A 15,812-nucleotide genomic window follows, 5' to 3' on the forward strand; every position below is an offset into this window, starting at 1 on the left:
CGCGCAAGGCGGGTGCGCGGGGTCCGTCAGGTGCCGTCCGGTGCGCGGGCGAGGGCGTCCGCCAGCACGCGGAGACGGATCGCGGAGGACAGGTTGGTGCCGGGCGCGCGTTCGGCGTCGATCTCGGCGATCAGCGCCGCGAGGCTCGTATGCCGACGCGCGGCGATGCGGCGCAGCTCCCGCCAGAAGGCGTCCTCCAGGCTGATCGAGGTTCGGTGCCCCCGGATCGACAGGGAGCGCTTCTCGGTCATGCCTCGGGATCGTCGGCGGAGCTTTTCGAGGAGACCGCGCCGTCGAGCCGGGCGCCGTCGAGCCGGCGGTCCGCTCGCTCGGCCTCTAGCCGCGCTCCGTCGCGCTCGGCCTTGGTGCGCCCGTGCGCGGCGCGGTTGCGCGCGGCCGCGTCCTCGCCCGCGGCGCGCGCGGCACGCTTGCGGGCCAAGCGGAGGTTGACCACCTCGCCCAACGCGTCAGGGCTTCTTGCGGAAGGCGTCCAGCGACACGACGTCGGCCGAGGACTTCTCGGCCTGCGCCTTCTCGTCGGCCGGTTCGGGCTTGGCGTCCGGCGCCGCCTTGCCCGCCGACTTGGCGGCCGGGGCTCCGGACTTCGCGGCCACCGGCTTCACGGCGGTCGCGGTCGGCGAGACGGGCGCGAGCGCGGTGGGCGCGGGGGCGTCCTCGTCCTGCGAATTGGCCGCGTCCATGTCGCGCACGTCGAACTCGAGCTCGAAGTTCACGGCCGGGTCGTAGAAGCCGCGGATCGCGGAATAGGGAATCAGCAGGCGCTCGGGGATGTCGGAGAAGGACAGGCCGACCTCGAAGGCCGTGTCGTTCACCGAAAGATCCCAGTACTGGTGCTGGATGACGATGGTCATTAGCTCGGGATACTTCTCGCGCAGGCGCGACGACAGGCGCACGCCGGGGGCCGAGGTCAGGAAGGTGATGAAGAAGTGGTGCTCGCCGGGCAGGCCAGTCTTGACCACCTCGCCCAGCACCTTGCGGATCACGCCGCGCAGGGCGTCCTGCGCCAGAACATCGTATCGGATAAGGTCCTGGCCCATCGGTGGTCCTGAATTCGCAACGCCTGACTGCGGGCGACGGGGCCCGGAAAACGAGTGGAGGTTTCTGTTGCCAGGCACCTCCGAGCCCCGCCTGAAAGTGCGAACCCTCAGGGCTTGATTCGAAGCTATCGCACCGCGTTAAGCGGCGAGACGGGCTTCCGCATAGTTGTCGTTGGCAACTACTTTTTCAGCCCGATAACGGTGGTACCATGCCGAGCGAAAGAACGATCTTTACACCCTCGTCGATCCTATTTCGCCCCCGCCTCAACCCAGCGGCGAGGCTGGGCTCAGGTGGAGGCGCCGGGTACCGCCCCCGGGTCCGAAAGGTTTATTCCATCGGCCGTTTATCGCCATAGCCGGAGCAAGCCCCGGCCGGGCGAATATAGGGTTTCGGCGCGCCCCTGAAAAGACGGCAAAATGGTTTTGATGGGCCGCCCCGGCGCGGGGGCGGCCGCGGGACTCGACTCCGCGCCCCAAAGGCGCGATCCATCCCCCGACACGCCCACCGCGGAGCCGCCATGCGCGCCTATCTCGACCTTCTCGCCCGCGCCCTCGACCAAGGCACCGACCGGGGCGACCGCACCGGGACGGGCACGCGCGGCGTGTTCGGGCACCAGATGCGCTTCGACCTGTCGGAGGGGTTCCCGCTGGTCACCACCAAGCGGCTGCACCTGCGCTCGATCGTCCACGAGCTGCTGTGGTTCCTGCGGGGCGAGACCAACGTGGCGTATCTGCGCCAGAACGGCGTGCGCATCTGGGACGAATGGGCCGACGAGAACGGCGACCTCGGCCCGGTCTACGGCTCGCAGTGGCGATCCTGGCCGGACGGCAAGGGCGGCCACATCGACCAAATCGCGCGGGTCGTCGAGGAGATCCGGTCCAACCCGAACTCGCGCCGCCTCGTCGTCTCGGCCTGGAACCCGGCCATGGTGGACGAGATGGCCCTGCCGCCCTGCCACTGCCTCTTCCAGTTCTACGTCTCCGACGGGCGCCTGTCCTGCCAGCTCTACCAGCGCTCGGGCGACATCTTCCTCGGCGTGCCCTTCAACATCGCCTCCTATGCGCTGCTGACGCACATGGTGGCGCACGTCACGGGCCTCCTGCCGGGCGACTTCGTCCACACGCTCGGCGACGCCCATCTCTACCACAACCATCTCGATCAGGCCCGGCTGCAGCTCGCGCGCGAGCCTCTGCCGCTGCCGCGCCTGCGGCTCAATCCGGCGGTGAGCGACCTCTTCGCCTTCCGGTTCGAGGACATCGCGATCGAGGACTACGAGGCCCACGGCCACATCGCGGCCCCGGTGGCGGTCTGAGCGGATGACGCGCGCGCTTCCCCTGGTCGCGGTGGTCGCGGTGGTCGCGACAGCCGCCAACGGCGTGATCGGCCTTCGGGGCGCGATGCCGTGGTCGATCCCCTCCGACCTCAAGCGCTACCGGGCGCTCACCATGGGCAAGCCGATGATCATGGGGCGCCGCACGCTGGAATCGATCGGCCGCGTCCTCGACGGGCGCGACACGATCGTGCTGACGCGCGCCGCGAGCCTGCCCTTCGAGGGGGCGATCCCGGCGCGCTCGCCCGCCGAGGCGCTGGCGCTGGCCGCCCGGGCGGCGGATCGCCGCGGCGCGAACGAAATCGTGATCGCCGGCGGGGCGCAGATCTACCGCGAATTCCTGCCGTCGACCGACCGCGTCGAGCGCACGGTGATCGACGCCTCGCCCGACGGCGACGCCTTCTTTCCCGACCTGGAGGCCGCCGGCTTCGCGCTCGCGGCCCGGGAGCCCGGCCCCGGCGGCCCGCGCGACAGCGCGCCGACGTGGTACGAGCGGTGGGAGCGCACGTGACCGCCGCGCTAACCATGGCGGGAAGGCGCCCGATCATTCGCTCGTGACGCGCGTTGAAACGCGATTTTGCGGTTCCTATAAGGGGTTGATGACGCGGCGGGGCGGATAGGCCTCCGCGCGCGCCTCGGGTTTTGACGGAAGGACATCCATGCCCTGGAGCAATCAGACGGGGAACGGCGGCTGGAAAGGCGGCGGTGGCGGCGGGCCCTGGGGACAGGGACCGCAGGGGCCGCGCCCCGGCGGCAACAACAACTCGCCTGATCTCGAGGACATCCTCCGACGCGGCCAGGATCGCCTGCGCCGCGCCATGCCGGGCGGCGGCGGCGGTCGCGGGGCGGGTTCGGGCGGCGGTGCCGCGATCGCAGGCCTCGCGGTGGCCGGCCTCGCGGTGGTCTGGCTCCTGAACGCGGTCTACACGGTGCAGCCCGACGAGGTCGGCGTCGAGCTCCTGTTCGGCAAGCCCAACGAGCAGCTGTCCGAGCCGGGTCTCCACTTCGTGCTGTGGCCGTTCGAGACGGTCGAGACCGTCTCCACCGCCGAAAGCCAGATGGTGATCGGCTCCTCGCAGGGCGGCGAGGGCTCGGGCCTGATGCTGTCGGGCGACCAGAACATCGTCGATACCCAGTTCACCGTGAACTACCAGGTGGCCAACCCGGACAACTACCTGTTCAACGTGCAAGACCCGCCGGCGCTGCTGCGCCAGGTGGCCGAGAGCGCGATGCGCGAGGTGGTCGGCCGGCGTCCGGTCGAGGACGTGTTCCGCGACGACCGCGCCGGGATCGCCGAGCAGGTGCGCGCCATCACGCAGGACACGCTCGACAACTACGGCGCGGGCCTCCGGGTCAACGCCATCACGATCCAGGACGCCGCGCCCCCGTCCGACGTCGCCGACGCCTTCGAGGAGGTGCAGCGCGCCGAGCAGAACGAGGCGCAGTTCGTGGACGAGGCCCGCCGCTACCAGAACGAGCAGCTCGGCCGCGCCCAGGGCGAGGCGGTGCAGATCCGCGAGGACGCCGCCGCCTACAAGAACCGCGTCGTGCAGGAGGCGCAGGGCGAATCGCAGCGCTTCAGCGCGATCCTCGGCGAATACGAGAAGGCGCCCGAGATCACCCGCCAGCGCCTCTACTTCGAGACCATGGAGGGCGTTCTCGGCAATTCCTCCAAGGTCATCATGGACCCGGCCGCCGCCGGCGGCCAGGGCGTGGTGCCCTACCTGCCGCTGAACGAGCTGTCGCGCCCGAGCGCGCAGGGGCCCGGCGCCGTGGGCGGCACGCGCACCATCCAGCCGAGCGGCACGACGCCGGACTCGGTGGCGCCCTCGCAGGGCAACGGCAGCCAGGGCACCAACCTGTCCAGCATCCAGGGGGCCGCCCGATGAGCAGCCGCGTCTACGCCCTTCTCGCGGTCGTCCTCGCCGCGCTCTTCGTGCTCTACAATTCGGTGTTCATCGTGCGCGAGGGCAACCAGGCGGTGGTGACCCGCTTCGGCCAGATCCAGCGCGTGGTCACCGAGCCGGGCCTCAACTTCAAGCTGCCCTTCAGCTTCGCCGGCGCGGACAACATCCAGGTCCTTCCGAACCGCCTCCTGCGCCTCGACCTCGACAACATGCGCGTCCAGGTCTCGGGCGGCGCCTTCTACATCGTGGACGCCTTCCTGGTGTACCGCATCAACAACGCGGCGCGCTTCCGCCAGGCCGTGTCGGGCTCGGTGGACCAGGCCGAACAGCGCCTGCGCAACCGCTTCGACGCCGCCGTGCGCCGGGTCTACGGTCTGCGCAACTTCGAATCGGCCCTGTCGGAGGAGCGCTCGCAGATGATGGTCGAGGTGCGCGACCAGATCCGCCCCGACGCCACGCAGCTCGGCATCGACCTCGTGGATGTGCGCATCCGCCGCACCGACCTCACGGACGACGTCTCGCAGCAGACCTATGCGCGCATGCGCGCCGAGCGTCTGGCCGAGGCGGAGCGGGTGCGCGCGCGCGGCCGCGTGTCGGCCCGCGAGATCCGCGCGGCCACCGACCGGTCCGTTTCGGAGACGGTGGCGGGCGCGCGGCGCGACGCGGAGGTCCTGCAGGGCGAGGGCGAGGCGGAGCGCAGCTCCATCTTCGCCAACGCCTACCAGCGGGACCCGGAATTCTTCCAGTTCTACCGCGCCATGCAGGCCTATCGCACGGCGTTGGAGAACGGCGGCACCACCATGCTGCTGCGGCCGGATTCCGAGTTCTTCCGCTACTTCGACAATGCCGGCGGACCCGGCACGGGCGCGGTGGCGAACCGGGTGCCCCCGGCGGTGGCGCCGTCCGCGGCCCCGGCAGCGCCGCCCGCCGCCGCCGCCGAGCCGGCGCCCGCGCCGGCCAACTGACGACCCGGCCTTTCGAGCCCGCCGCTCCCCACGAGCGGCGGGCTTCTTGATTCCAACGTTTTTATCGGCTTGCCTCCATCGCGCGGTCCGCCGCGACCACGCTCCCGGCCGAGGATTCCCGATGCCCACCACGATTGCCCGCCTCGCTTCCCCGCTCGCCGGAGCGGCGCTCGCGCTTCTTGCGGTCCAGGCCGGCCCGGCGCGCGCGCAAGGGGTGATCGCGCCGCCGTCCGAGGGCCAGCCGATCGCGCCGCAGCCGCCCACCGCCGCGACGGTCGATCCGGCGGCGCCCGGCGTGCCGGCGCAGCCGGGTTCGGCCCAGCCGCGCATGGTCGGGCCGGCTTCGGTCGCCGATCTCGCGGACCGGCTGCTCGGCGCCGTGGTCAACATCTCGACCTCGCAGAAGGTCGAGGGCGGGCCGGCGCGTCCCGCTCCGCCGCTGGCCGCGCCCGACGGCTCGCCGCTGCAGGACTTCTTCAACGACCTCCTCAACGGCCGGGAGGGTGACGGGGAGAACCGCGTCCAGTCGCTCGGCTCCGGCTTCGTGCTCGATCCGTCCGGCGTCGTGGTCACCAACAACCACGTCATCGCAGACGCCGACGAGATCACGGTGAACTTCGCCGACGGGCGCCAGCTCGACGCGCGGGTCCTCGGCGTCGATCCCAAGACCGACCTCGCCGTTCTGAAGGTGGAGTCCGACACGCCGCTCGCCGCCGTCCGGTTCGGCGACAGCGACGCGGTGCGCATCGGCGACTGGGTGATGGCGATCGGCAACCCGTTCGGCCTCGGCGGCTCCGTGACCGTCGGCATCGTGTCGGCGCGCGGGCGCAACATCCAGGCCGGCCCCTACGACAACTTCATCCAGACCGACGCCGCCATCAACCGGGGCAATTCGGGCGGCCCCCTGTTCGACATGTACGGCAACGTCATCGGCATCAACACGGCGATCATCTCGCCGACCGGCGGCTCGATCGGCATCGGCTTCGCCATCCCCTCGCTGCTGGCGCAGAACGTCGTGGACCAGCTCCGCGAGTTCGGCGAGACGCGGCGCGGCTGGCTCGGCATCCGCCTGCAGGAGGTGACCGACGAGATTGCCGAGGGGCTCGGACTGCCGAACGCGCGGGGCGCCCTGGTCATGGGCATCATCCCGGAAGGGCCCGCCGACAACGGCCAGATCGAGATCGGCGACGTGGTGACCCGCTTCGACGGCCGCGACATCGCGACCTCGCGGGACCTGCCGCGCATCGTGGCCGAGACCGAGATCGGCAAGACGGTGACGCTCGACCTCCTGCGCAAGGAAAGCCTCGACGCGCCGGCCCGGCCCGTCAGCGTAGAGGTCACGCTCGGGCGCCTCGAGGACGCCGACGAGACGGACGCGGGCGAGGACGACGCGCCGGCGGACAACGATCCGGCCGCGCCCGACGTCGCCTCGCCGAGCGCGACGCTCGGTCTCCAGCTCTCGGACGTCAGCGACGAGCTCAAGTCCCGCTTCGACCTCGCGGACGACCTGTCGGGCGTCGTGGTCACCGAGGTGGCGCCGAACTCGGCGGCCGGCGAGAAGGGGATCGTCCCCGGCACGGTGATCCGGGAGATCGGCCAGGAGGTGGTGAAGGACGCCGCCGACGCCCGCGAGAAGCTCGCCAAGCTCAAGGCGGACGGACGCCGCAACGCCCTGCTTCTCCTGGCCGACCGCTCGGGCGACCTGCGCTTCGCGGTGGTGCCGATCGACTAGCGCGCATGCGCAACGCCGCGCCGTCCTGGCGCCCCCTCCCGCGCGGCGGACGCGGCGCCCGGCGCTAGAGGGGGCCTGAACCGTCCGCTCGCCCGGCGGCGCGCCAGTCCGCCGCCCGCAGCGCGAAGAGGCTGTGGCGCCGGAGGTGGGGATGGGTCTCCGCCGATATCTTCGGATGGTCGAACGTGCCCCGCGCGCGCATGCCGAGGCGCCGCATCACCGCCTCCGAGGCCCGGTTCTCGACCACGCACTGCGCGACGATCACGGGCAGGGCGAGGGTTCGGAAGCCGTAGGCGAGGCAGGCGAGCGCCCCCTCCGTGGCATAGCCCTGCCCCTCCGCCTCCGGCAGGAGGCGCCAGCCGATCTGCACGGTCGGCGCGAAGGCGTAGATGTCCTCGGTGACCGGCGCGAGACCGATCGTGCCGACCACCGCGCCGTCTCGGCGGCGCTCGGCGGCGAGGAAGCTCATGCGGTTCCGGTCGAGGCCGGCGTTCCAGCGGTCCATCGTGGCGTCGGCTTCCTCGCGCGTCAGGCGCCTGTCGAAGAAGCGCATCACGGCGGGGTCGGCGTTGAGGCGATGGAACACCGGGCGGTCCGCCTCGCGCCAGCGCCGCAAGGTGAGCCGCTCGGTCGCCAGCCCGTCCATCAGGACACGAAGTCGTCCGCGCGATAGCCCTGGAGGAACAGGAGCGCCGTCAGGTCGCCATGGTCGATCCGGTGCGGCGCCTTGGCCGCCACCGCCGGCTTGGCATGGATCGCGACGCCGGTGCCCGCCGCCAGGATCATCGGCAGGTCGTTCGCCCCGTCGCCCACCGCGATGGCGTCGGCCGGCGTCGTGCCGAGACGAAGCGAGATGTCCCGCAGGGCCGCGAGCTTGGCTTCGGCGCCGAGGATCGGCTCGGCCACGGTGCCGCTCAGGGTGTCGCCCGAGATCTCCAGCACGTTGGCGCGGTTCTCGGCGAAGCCGAGGCGCTCGGCGATCACCTGCGTGAAGGCGGTGAAGCCGCCCGACACGAGCGCCGTGTGCGCCCCGCTCGCGTTCATGGTGCGCACCAGGGTCGCGCCGCCCTCGGCCAGGGTGATGTGGCCGGCGATCACGTCGGCGATGGTCGAGACGGGCAGGCCGCGAAGAAGTGCGACACGCTCGCGCAGGGCCGGCTCGAAAGCGATCTCGCCGTTCATCGCGCGCGCGGTGATCGCGGCGACCTGGTCCTTGATGCCGATCGCGGCGGCCAGCTCGTCGATGCATTCCTGGTCGATCATGGTCGAGTCCATGTCGGCCAGGAGAATCCGCTTGCGGCGGCCCGCCGCCTCCTGCACCACGCAGTCGACGCCTTCGTCCAGCGCGAGGCGGCGCAGCCGCTCGGCGGTCGCCGCGTCCGGGCGGTGGAGGGTGACGAGGTCGCAGGCGACGTCCGGCTCCAGCCAGCGCGGCTCCGCCTCGCCGATCTCGCCGCGTGCCGTCTCCACCAGGGTGCGGGAGACGCGGGGATCCCGCCGCGCCGACAGGAGGGTGACGACAAACATGAAAGGACCGACCTGAGCATGGAACGACCGAAGGCGATCCTGATAGCCGGGCCCACCGCCAGCGGCAAGTCGGCCCTGGCGCTGCGGCTGGCGCGGCGCTTCGCCGGCACGGTCGTCAACGCCGATTCCATGCAGGTCTATGCGGGCCTGCGCATTCTCAGTGCGCGGCCCTCGGAGGCGGAGATGGGCGAGGTCGAGCATCGGCTCTACGGCCACGCCGACCCCGCCGCGCCCTATTCGGCCGGCCACTGGCTGCGCGAGATGGGGCCGCTGCTCGCCGAACTGGCCGGGCGCGGCCGCGTGCCGGTCGTGTGCGGGGGCACGGGGCTCTACTTCAAGGCGCTGCTCGGCGGCCTCGACGACCTGCCGCCGGTGCCGGACGCGATCCGCGCCCATTGGCGCGCACGGGCCGAGCGGGAAGCGCCGGAGGCCCTGCACGCCGAGCTCGCGCGACGCGATCGCGCGGCGGCCGCCGCGGTCCGCCCGAGCGATCCGGCCCGCATCGTGCGGGCGCTGGAGCTCTCGGAGGCGACGGGGCGCCCGCTGGCCGAGCTGCGGCGAGGCGGCGGCGCCCCTCTGATCGCGCCGGAGGGCGTCCTCCGGCTGGTCCTTGCGCCCGACCGCGCGCTCCTGCGGGAGCGCATCGCCGCCCGCTTCGACGCGATGCTGGCCGAGGGGGCGCTGGACGAGGCGCTGGCCTTCCGCGCACGCGGCCCGGCCGCCCGGGAGGGGCTCGCGGGGCAGGCGATCGGGCTGCGCGAGCTCGTCGGCCATGCCGACGGGACCCTGTCTCTGGCGCAGGCCCGCGAGCGGGCGGTGACGCGCACCCGCCAATACGCCAAGCGGCAGGACACGTGGTTCCGCAACCAGTTCGGCGCCGAGTGGCGACGGCTCGGCGACGGCGCCGCGTTCGATCCGGGGGGCTGATCGGGGAACCGCGCGGGAAGGCGTCCGTTTCCGGCCGGTCAGGAGGTTCCCCATGTCGTCCAGTTCCATGCCCGTGCGCGACCACCGCGACGCGATCGAGAAGGCGGCCCGGCTCGGCTACCTGGCGCGGGCGGCGGTGTTCGTGGTGATCGGCACCTTCGCCTTCCTGACGGCCTTCGCCGCGGGCGAGGCCATGAGCCAGGAGGACGCGATCGGTCGGATCGTCGCCTCGCCCTTCGGCGGCGTTCTCCTGGTGCTCCTGGCCGTGGCACTGCCCTGCTTCTCGCTCTGGCGCTTCGTGCAGGCGATCTTCGATGCCGACGGCTACGGCACCTCGCCCAAGGGGCTCGCCACCCGCCTCGGCCGCTTCGTCTCGGGCCTCGCCTATCTGTTCCTGTCGATCTACGCCGCCTCGCTCCTGTTCGGCCTGTCCACCGGCGGGGACGGGGACGGGGGCGGGGGCCTTCTGAACCAGTGGGCGCCGCTGTTCGGGCCCTGGTTCACCATTCCGGCCGGGCTCCTGATGCTCGGGGTCGCCGGGGCGCAGGTGAAGAAGGCCTGGAGCGGCTCGTTCCTGCGCTTCCTGCGCCTGCCGCAGGCCCACGCGCGCTGGATGACCGCGGTCTGCCGCTTCGGCATCGCGGCGCGCGCCGTGGTCTTCCTGGCGCTCGCGGTCCTGTTCTTCACCGGCGCCTCGCGCTGGTCGCCCGACCACATGCCGGGCCTGGAGGACGCGCTCGTGGCCATCGGGTCCTGGCCGCATGGCGCGCTGCTCCTTTCGGGCACCGGGCTCGGCCTCGTCGCCTTCGGCGCCTATGCGCTGATCCTGTCGTGCTACGGCCGCATCCGATCGCCCGACCTCGACCCGTCGGACGCCCTGCGCCGCATGGGCGCCTGAGCGAAAGTGCCGGGCGCGGCTTGACGGCCGCGTGAACTGCCCATAGGGTCTCGCCCCATGCAGACGATCACGCTCATTCTCGTAGGAAAGCGCACACGCGAGGCGGTCTAGGGACCGTCCGGCTCCTGCCACGTGTGCGCACCCCAAGGCCCCTCGAAGGGCCTTTTTTATTGCCTGAATTTCCCGGAAACGACGCGCCGCAGCCAGACGAGCCGGCACCCAAACCCAGCAGGCCGAGCCATGAACCAGATGACGATCGACACTTCCGTCCGCCAGATGACCGGAGCCCAGATGGTGGTCCAGGCGATGAAGGACCACGGCGTCGAGCATCTCTTCGGCTATCCCGGCGGCGCCGTGCTGCCGATCTACGACGCGCTGTTCCAGCAGTCCGATGTCAAGCACATCCTGGTGCGCCACGAGCAGGGCGCCGGCCATGCGGCCGAGGGCTACGCCCGCTCCACCGGCAAGCCGGGCGTCATGCTGGTGACCTCGGGGCCCGGTGCCACCAACGCCGTCACCCCGCTGCAGGACGCGCTGATGGATTCCATCCCGCTCGTCTGCATCACCGGCCAGGTCCCCACCACGCTGATCGGCTCCGACGCGTTCCAGGAATGCGACACGGTCGGCATCACGCGCCCCTGCACCAAGCACAACTGGCTGGTTAAGAGCGTCGAGGACCTCGCCGAGATCCTGCACGAGGCTTTCCACGTCGCGACCTCGGGCCGGCCCGGTCCCGTCGTCGTCGACATCCCGAAGGACGTCCAGTTCGCGACCGGCACCTACACGCCGCCGTCGCTCTCGCGCGCCACGCAGCGCTATCAGCCGAAGCTCGCCGCCGATGACGGACGCATCCGCGCCGCCGTCGAGATGATGAAGGGTGCCAAGCGCCCGATCCTCTACACGGGCGGCGGCGTCATCAATTCGGGGCCGGAGGCCTCGCGTCTCCTGCGCGAGCTGGTCGCCATGACCGGGTTCCCGATCACCTCGACCCTGATGGGCCTCGGCGCCTATCCGGCGTCGGGCGAGAACTGGCTCGGCATGCTCGGCATGCACGGCACCTACGAGGCCAACCTCGCCATGCACGGCTGCGACGTCATGGTCTGCATCGGCGCGCGGTTCGACGACCGGATCACCGGCCGCCTCGACGCGTTCTCGCCGGGCTCCAAGAAGATCCACATCGACATCGACCCCTCGTCCATCAACAAGAACGTGCGCGTCGATCTGCCCGTCATCGGCGACGTCGCGCACGTCCTGGAGGCATTGATCGGCGTCTGGCGCGAGACGGGCGCCACGGTCGACCAGGCGGCGCTGGGCGAGTGGAAGGACAAGATCGCCGGATGGAAGGCGCGCGACTGCCTCGCGTTCCGCCAGGAGGGCGACCTCATCCTGCCGCAGCACGCCATCAAGCGCCTCTACGAGCTGACCCGGGACCGCAAGACCTTCATCACCACGGAGGTCGGGCAGCACCAGATGTGGGCCGCGCAGTTCTACGGCTTCGAGGAGCCCAACCGCTGGATGACCTCGGGCGGGCTCGGCACGATGGGCTACGGCCTGCCGGCCGCGGTCGGCGTCCAGATCGCGCATCCGGACGCGCTCGTCATCGACATCGCGGGCGACGCCTCGATCCAGATGATGACGCAGGAGCTCTCCACCGCCGTCCAGCACGGCGCGCCCGTCAAGGTGTTCATCCTGAACAACCAGTACATGGGCATGGTGCGCCAGTGGCAGCAGCTCCTGCACGGCAACCGGCTGTCGAACTCCTATTCCGAGGCGATGCCGGACTTCGTGAAGCTCGCCGAGGCCTATGGCGGCAAGGGCATCCGCATCGAGACGGCGGGCGACCTCGACGCCGGCATCCAGGCGATGATCGACACCGACGGTCCGGTGATCGTCGACTGCTGCGTCGCCAACCTGACCAACTGCTTCCCGATGATCCCGTCCGGCAAGGCGCACAACGAGATCCTCCTGCCCGACGAGGCGAGCGACGACGCGGTCGCCAACGCCATCGACGCCAAGGGCAAGGCGCTGGTGTAAGCAGTAGCGGCGGGGCATGCGCCCCGCCGTCCCATCCGTTTCGCCGCCGCGCCGCCCTCTTCGGGAAAGACCCATGAACCTTCCGCTACAGCCGCCCGCCTCCGCCTACTTCATCACCGACGACAAGCCGCCGGTCGTCGCGCGCACCCTGTCGATCGTGGTGGACAACGAGCCGGGCGTCCTCGCCCGGGTGATCGGCCTGTTCTCCGGGCGCGGCTACAACATCGAGAGCCTGACCGTCTCGGAGACCGACCACAACAAGCATCTGTCGCGCATCACCGTGGTGACGCGCGGCGCGCCGGGCGTGATCGAGCAGGTGAAGAGCCAGCTCGACCGGATCGTGCCCGTGCACAAGGTGGTGGACCTCACCGGGACGGCGACGGGGCAGGGCGAGGACGGGCCGATCGAGCGCGAGCTGGCGCTGGTCAAGGTCGCGGGCGCCGGCGACGACCGCGTCGAGGCGCTCCGGCTCGCCGACGTGTTCCGCGCCAAGGTGGTGGATTCCACCACCGACCACTTCGTCTTCGAGATCACCGGCAAGACCTCGAAGATCGAGAAGTTCATTCAGATCATGGCGCCGCTCGGGCTGGTCGAGGTGTGCCGCACGGGCGTCGCCGCGATGAGCCGCGGCAAGGACCCGATCATCGAGGGCTGACCGTTCGGCGGCGCCGGTGCCGACGATCCCCCGTTCCCCCATCGTTCCGGCCGGGCCGTCGGTCTGGACGATGCCGCGCGCCAACGACCTTCGGACGCAAAGACGATGAGCCTCGATGTTCTCCTCGGCCTGTTCATCTTCGCGGCCGCCACCTCGGTCACGCCCGGTCCGAACAACATCATGCTGATGACCTCGGGCGTGAACTTCGGATTGCGGCGCACCATTCCACATATCCTGGGCATCGAGCTCGGCTTCGGGCTCCTGCTTCTGGCGGTCGGCCTCGGGCTCGGCGCCCTTCTCCATTCGATGCCCGGCCTGCAGCTCGCCATGAAGGTCTCGAGCGCCGCCTATCTCCTCTGGCTCGCCTGGAAGATCGCCTTCTCCCGGGCGTCGGCCGAGCCCTCCGCCGGCGCCGAGAGGCCGATCACCTTTCCGCAGGCCGCCCTGTTCCAGGTGGTGAACCCCAAGGCCTGGGCGATGGCCTTCGTCGCCATGGGCGCCAATGTCAGCGCCGAGGCGCCCGTTCTGTCGATGCTGGCGGTGGTGGCCGCGTTCCTCGTCGTCGGCATCCCGACCGCCCTGATCTGGACCGGGTTCGGCATGGGGCTGCGCAACCTCCTGTCGGACCCCAGAAGTCTTCGTCTCTTCAACCTCGCGATGGGCCTCGCACTCGTGGCCACGCTCTGGCCGCTCCTGCGCTGACCGCTTGCCGCCGGGCCAAAATTCTGCGACGCCGGGCGCCATGAAGTTCTCTCCCCAGCAGGACGAGGCCCTGACGCGCGTCGCCGACTGGCTCCGGCGCGGCGACCAGCCGATCTTCCGCCTCTTCGGCTACGCCGGAACGGGCAAGACGACGCTCGCGCGCCATTTCGCCGAAGGCGTCGAAGGCGGCGTGCAGTTCGCCGCCTTCACCGGCAAGGCGGCGCAGGTCCTGCGCTCCAAGGGCGCCAAGTCCGCCAAGACGATCCACTCGCTGATCTACCGCCCGCGCGGCGAGGAATCGGCCGAAGACGAGACGACCGGCACGGCGCGCGTCTCGCCGACCTTCTCGCTCAACCGCCAGAGCCCCGTCGCCAAGGCCAAGCTCGTGGTGGTGGACGAATGCTCCATGGTGGACGAGGCGCTGGGGCGGGACCTCCTGTCGTTCGGCACGCCGATCCTGGTGCTCGGCGATCCCGGCCAGCTTCCGCCCGTGTCGGGCGGTGGATTCTTCACCGAGGCCGAGCCCGACTTCCTGCTGACCGAAATCCACCGGCAGGCCCGCGACAACCCGATCCTGTCGCTCGCGCTCGACGCGCGCGAGGGCCGCGCGCTGGCGCTCGGCGACCAGGGCGCGGCCAAGGTCATCTCGCGGCGCGAGGTGGACCGCGACGAGGTGATCGCCGCCGATCAGGTGCTGGTCGGCACCAACCGGACGCGGCGGCTTTACAACAACCGCCTGCGCGAGCTCAAGGGTTTCACCGGGCCTCTGCCGCAGTCGGGCGACAAGCTCGTGTGCCTGCGCAACGACCCCGCAAAGGGCCTGCTCAACGGCTCGCTCTGGCAGGTGATGACCGCCTCGCCGGAAAAGACCAAGCCGGGTACCAATCTCATCGTGAAGCCGGACGACGACGACATCGACCGGGGCGCCGCCAAGATCAAGCTCCTCCGGGAAGCCTTCGAGAACCCGAGCGCCGAGGTGCCCTGGGCGACCAAGAAGCGCTACGACGACTTCGACTACGGCTACGCGCTCACCGTCCATAAGGCGCAAGGCTCGCAGTGGGACCACGTGATGCTGTTCGACGAGAGCTGGGCCTTCAAGGACACGCGCGAGCGCTGGCTCTACACGGCCATCACCCGCGCCGCCGAGCGTCTGACCATCGTGAAGTGAGCCGAGCGCGCTCGAAAACTGCGGAGACGACCCGATGCCCTGCGAACTCTCCGTCAATCTCAACGCGGTCGCCATGCTGCGCAACCGCCGCGACCTGCCCTGGCCGAGCGTCGAGGGTTTCGGCCGGATCGCGCTGGCGGCGGGCGCGCACGGGCTCACCGTGCATCCGCGCCCCGACCAGCGCCATGTCCGCTTCTCGGACCTTCCCGTGCTCCGCGGCCTGATCGACCGGGAGTTTCCCGGCGCCGAGTTCAACATCGAAGGCTATCCCAGCGAGGACTTCCTCCAGCTTGTCCTCGCCAACCGGCCCGAGCAGGTGACGCTGGTTCCCGACGATCCCTCGCAGCCGACCTCGGACCACGGATGGGACTTCGCCGCCCATGCCGCGCTGCTCCGGGGCGTGGTGGCGCGGCTGAAGGGGGAGGGGATGCGCGTGTCGCTGTTCGCCGACGCCGATCCCGCGATCATGGAGCGTGCCGCCGAGACCGGCTGCGACCGAGTGGAGCTCTATACCGGGCCCTACGGCGGCACGCATTCCGACCCGCTGGCGGCCGAGGCCTGGCTGGAGCGGCTGGGCGCGACGGGCGACGCCGCGCAGGCGGCCGGCCTCGGCCTCAATGCCGGCCACGATCTGACGGTGGCCAACCTGCCGCCGCTCGTGCGCCGCCTGCCGCAGCTCGCGGAGGTCTCGATCGGGCATGGCCTGACGGCCGACGCGCTGGAGCACGGCATGGCCGGATCGGTGCGCCGCTTCGTGTCCGCCTGCCGGGGCGACTAGGCCCCGAAACGCGTCGCCCGCCGCGCCGCTTCGGGGCGGCGGGCGGGCGGCGGTCGGTCTCGTGCCGCCGGCGTCGGGGCCGGCGCGCCGTGCGGCTCAGAACTCTTCCCAGCTGTCGTCGGCCGGTGCC

The 15,812-nt window shown here is 71.1% G+C and carries 17 protein-coding genes and 1 other RNA gene; 12 read left to right on the forward strand and 6 right to left on the reverse strand.

The window, feature by feature from the left end; translation table 11 throughout:
- Window positions 1–26: 26 nt before the first annotated feature.
- The 4 genes from D3218_RS18630 to ssrA all read right to left on the reverse strand — a co-directional run bounded on the left by D3218_RS18630 (window position 27) and on the right by ssrA (window position 1,470).
- Window positions 27–251, reverse strand: a complete 225-nt coding sequence (locus D3218_RS18630) for a ribbon-helix-helix domain-containing protein (protein ID WP_119541586.1) — start codon at window positions 249–251, stop codon at window positions 27–29.
- A complete protein-coding gene (locus D3218_RS18635) occupies window positions 248–454 on the reverse strand; it encodes a DUF4169 family protein (RefSeq protein ID WP_342635124.1) in 207 nt (68 codons plus the stop codon). The genes D3218_RS18630 and D3218_RS18635 overlap by 4 nt, the downstream gene beginning before the upstream one ends.
- Before the next feature lie 13 nt (window positions 455–467).
- The gene (locus D3218_RS18640; RefSeq protein ID WP_119541588.1) at window positions 468–1,058 is read right to left on the reverse strand and encodes an SspB family protein; all 591 of its coding nucleotides are present in this window, start codon (window positions 1,056–1,058) and stop codon (window positions 468–470) included.
- Window positions 1,059–1,111: 53 nt separating this feature from the next.
- Window positions 1,112–1,470, reverse strand: a transfer-messenger RNA (tmRNA) gene (gene ssrA / locus D3218_RS18645).
- Between the two features lie 106 nt (window positions 1,471–1,576).
- Between ssrA and D3218_RS18650 the strand changes: the two genes are divergently transcribed.
- The 5 genes from D3218_RS18650 to D3218_RS18670 all read left to right on the forward strand — a co-directional run bounded on the left by D3218_RS18650 (window position 1,577) and on the right by D3218_RS18670 (window position 6,993).
- Complete coding sequence (locus D3218_RS18650; protein ID WP_119541589.1) at window positions 1,577–2,371, forward strand: thymidylate synthase; 795 nt, start codon at window positions 1,577–1,579, stop codon at window positions 2,369–2,371.
- Window positions 2,372–2,375: 4 nt separating this feature from the next.
- A complete protein-coding gene (locus tag D3218_RS18655; protein WP_119541590.1) occupies window positions 2,376–2,900 on the forward strand; it encodes a dihydrofolate reductase in 525 nt (174 codons plus the stop codon).
- Between the two features lie 148 nt (window positions 2,901–3,048).
- A complete protein-coding gene (hflK, locus tag D3218_RS18660) occupies window positions 3,049–4,278 on the forward strand; it encodes an FtsH protease activity modulator HflK (RefSeq protein ID WP_119541591.1) in 1,230 nt (409 codons plus the stop codon).
- The gene (hflC, locus tag D3218_RS18665; protein WP_119541592.1) at window positions 4,275–5,261 is read left to right on the forward strand and encodes a protease modulator HflC; all 987 of its coding nucleotides are present in this window, start codon (window positions 4,275–4,277) and stop codon (window positions 5,259–5,261) included. Before hflK ends, hflC begins: the two co-directional genes overlap by 4 nt.
- A gap of 121 nt (window positions 5,262–5,382) precedes the next feature.
- Window positions 5,383–6,993, forward strand: coding sequence for a Do family serine endopeptidase (locus D3218_RS18670; RefSeq protein WP_119541593.1), 1,611 nt, complete (start codon window positions 5,383–5,385; stop codon window positions 6,991–6,993).
- A gap of 64 nt (window positions 6,994–7,057) precedes the next feature.
- On the opposite strand, the gene D3218_RS18675 is transcribed toward D3218_RS18670, so the two are convergent.
- Together D3218_RS18675 and serB are read right to left on the reverse strand one after the other, a co-directional pair.
- Window positions 7,058–7,639: a GNAT family N-acetyltransferase gene (locus tag D3218_RS18675; RefSeq protein WP_119541594.1), complete on the reverse strand. Its 582-nt coding sequence runs from the start codon at window positions 7,637–7,639 to the stop codon at window positions 7,058–7,060.
- On the reverse strand, window positions 7,639–8,520 hold the full coding sequence (gene serB / locus D3218_RS18680) for a phosphoserine phosphatase SerB (RefSeq protein WP_119541595.1): 882 nt from the start codon (window positions 8,518–8,520) through the stop codon (window positions 7,639–7,641). The genes D3218_RS18675 and serB overlap by 1 nt, the downstream gene beginning before the upstream one ends.
- Window positions 8,521–8,538: 18 nt before the next feature.
- Between serB and miaA the strand changes: the two genes are divergently transcribed.
- The 7 genes from miaA to D3218_RS18715 all read left to right on the forward strand — a co-directional run bounded on the left by miaA (window position 8,539) and on the right by D3218_RS18715 (window position 15,682).
- A complete protein-coding gene (gene miaA, locus D3218_RS18685) occupies window positions 8,539–9,447 on the forward strand; it encodes a tRNA (adenosine(37)-N6)-dimethylallyltransferase MiaA (protein WP_119541596.1) in 909 nt (302 codons plus the stop codon).
- Between the two features lie 52 nt (window positions 9,448–9,499).
- Window positions 9,500–10,345, forward strand: a complete 846-nt coding sequence (locus D3218_RS18690; protein WP_119541597.1) for a DUF1206 domain-containing protein — start codon at window positions 9,500–9,502, stop codon at window positions 10,343–10,345.
- Window positions 10,346–10,585: 240 nt separating this feature from the next.
- Entirely contained in the window at window positions 10,586–12,379 is a 1,794-nt protein-coding gene (locus tag D3218_RS18695; protein WP_168990597.1) for an acetolactate synthase 3 large subunit, read from the forward strand.
- Between the two features lie 73 nt (window positions 12,380–12,452).
- Window positions 12,453–13,034: an acetolactate synthase small subunit gene (ilvN, locus tag D3218_RS18700; RefSeq protein WP_119541598.1), complete on the forward strand. Its 582-nt coding sequence runs from the start codon at window positions 12,453–12,455 to the stop codon at window positions 13,032–13,034.
- 105 nt (window positions 13,035–13,139) lie between these two features.
- Window positions 13,140–13,736 carry a LysE family translocator gene (locus tag D3218_RS18705; protein WP_119541599.1) on the forward strand — a complete coding sequence of 199 codons (597 nt, stop codon included), beginning with the start codon at window positions 13,140–13,142 and terminating at the stop codon, window positions 13,734–13,736.
- Between the two features lie 40 nt (window positions 13,737–13,776).
- Window positions 13,777–14,904 carry an ATP-dependent DNA helicase gene (locus D3218_RS18710; protein ID WP_119541600.1) on the forward strand — a complete coding sequence of 376 codons (1,128 nt, stop codon included), beginning with the start codon at window positions 13,777–13,779 and terminating at the stop codon, window positions 14,902–14,904.
- Between the two features lie 34 nt (window positions 14,905–14,938).
- Entirely contained in the window at window positions 14,939–15,682 is a 744-nt protein-coding gene (locus D3218_RS18715) for a pyridoxine 5'-phosphate synthase (protein ID WP_119541601.1), read from the forward strand.
- The last annotated feature ends 130 nt before the right edge of the window (window positions 15,683–15,812 follow it).

The sequence above is a fragment of the Aureimonas flava genome (assembly GCF_003583935.1).
In the GTDB taxonomy this organism is placed as follows: Bacteria; Pseudomonadota; Alphaproteobacteria; order Rhizobiales; family Rhizobiaceae; genus Aureimonas; species Aureimonas flava.